General features: G+C 69.6%; 2 protein-coding genes. Both read right to left on the reverse strand.

Annotated elements, in window-relative coordinates; translation table 11 throughout:
* Nucleotides 1-458 (reverse strand): DJ-1/PfpI family protein (locus AB0J08_RS41700; protein WP_360645454.1); only part of this gene is annotated, 458 nt, incomplete at its 3' end.
* 516 nt (nucleotides 459-974) lie between these two features.
* The coding region (locus AB0J08_RS41705; protein ID WP_360645457.1) for a peptidase inhibitor family I36 protein at nucleotides 975-1,193 on the reverse strand (219 nt) is incomplete at its 5' end.

Here is a 1,193-nt window from a genome sequence, read left to right on the forward strand (position 1 = left end):
GCGGAGATCCCGGCCGAGGTGATGATCTTGTCGTGCCGGACGACGCGTTCCGCGGTGTAGGTGGCGCCGAACGTCTCCAGGTCGTCCATCGCCATCCAGTGGGTGGTCGCGGTCTGCCCCTTGAGCAGCCCCGCTGCTCCGAGGATGAGCGCCCCGGTACAGACCGAGGTGGTGAAGCGGGTCGTCTCGTGAATCCGGCGCACCCAGTCGATGAACTCCGTGTCGTTCAGCATCAGTCGCGCCCCCGCACCGCCCGGGACGAGCAGCACGTCGCAGGACTCGACCTCCGTGTACCGGGTGGGCACGTCCACCCGCATGGCGCCCAGCACGTCGGCGATCCGCCCCGGTTCGGGCGCGACAAAGCGCACCCGGGCGTCGGGCACGTTCGCCAGGAGCTGGTACGGGCCGATGGCGTCGAGCGGCTCGAAGAGCCTGAAGAGCGGGATCACGATGTCCATGCCGGGGAGCCTATGCAGGCATCTGCATTGCCTGAGGACGCATCTGCGTACACGCCCAGGCACGCGCGGCAACTTCACGAGAACGGGTGCCGGGCCGCCTCAGCCCGGCTCGACCAGGACCAGCGGGACCTGCTCACCGCGCTCGGCATCGAGGAGGGCCAGGAGTTCACCGCCGCGCGGCGGTGGCCGCGGCGAAGCCGAACGTCTCGCGCGCCGACCGGTTCGGGGCCGGCCTCGCTCGGCTGGCTGATCGCTCACCGGTCGCCGCCAGCGGCGCACAGCCGGGCGAAGACGTCACCCGGCGGGGTCCAGCGCCGGACGGCGACCGGGGAGCAGCCGAGGGCTGCGGCCAGATCCTGTTCGATCAGGGCCCTCCGAGGCCGGTTCACGCGGTAGTGAACCACCAGTCACCCGGCTGCCTCGGCCGCCACCGGCCACCGACCACCGGCCAGCACCTCACTGGCATCTCAACCGCCTCCCTGCGGCACCGCTACAACACCGCACTCCGCAGCCTGGCTAGGCGCCGCAGGGTGTGTCGTTGATCTTCAATGAGTGTGTGACGTCGTTGAGCTGGTACGAGCGCAGGTCTTGAATCGAGCCTCCCTCGCTCCCCACACACACGTGCCGGCCGAAGTAGTTGTCCTTCTGATAGACCCGCGCCGTCCGGCCCGAGTTGTTGATCACCGAACTTCCCGCCCCCCGGATGTAGTCCGGCAGATGCCGCACACTCCCGTC

Origin of the sequence: Kitasatospora sp. NPDC050463, from assembly GCF_040655255.1 — a bacterium.
Lineage (GTDB): Bacteria > Actinomycetota > Actinomycetes > Streptomycetales > Streptomycetaceae > Kitasatospora.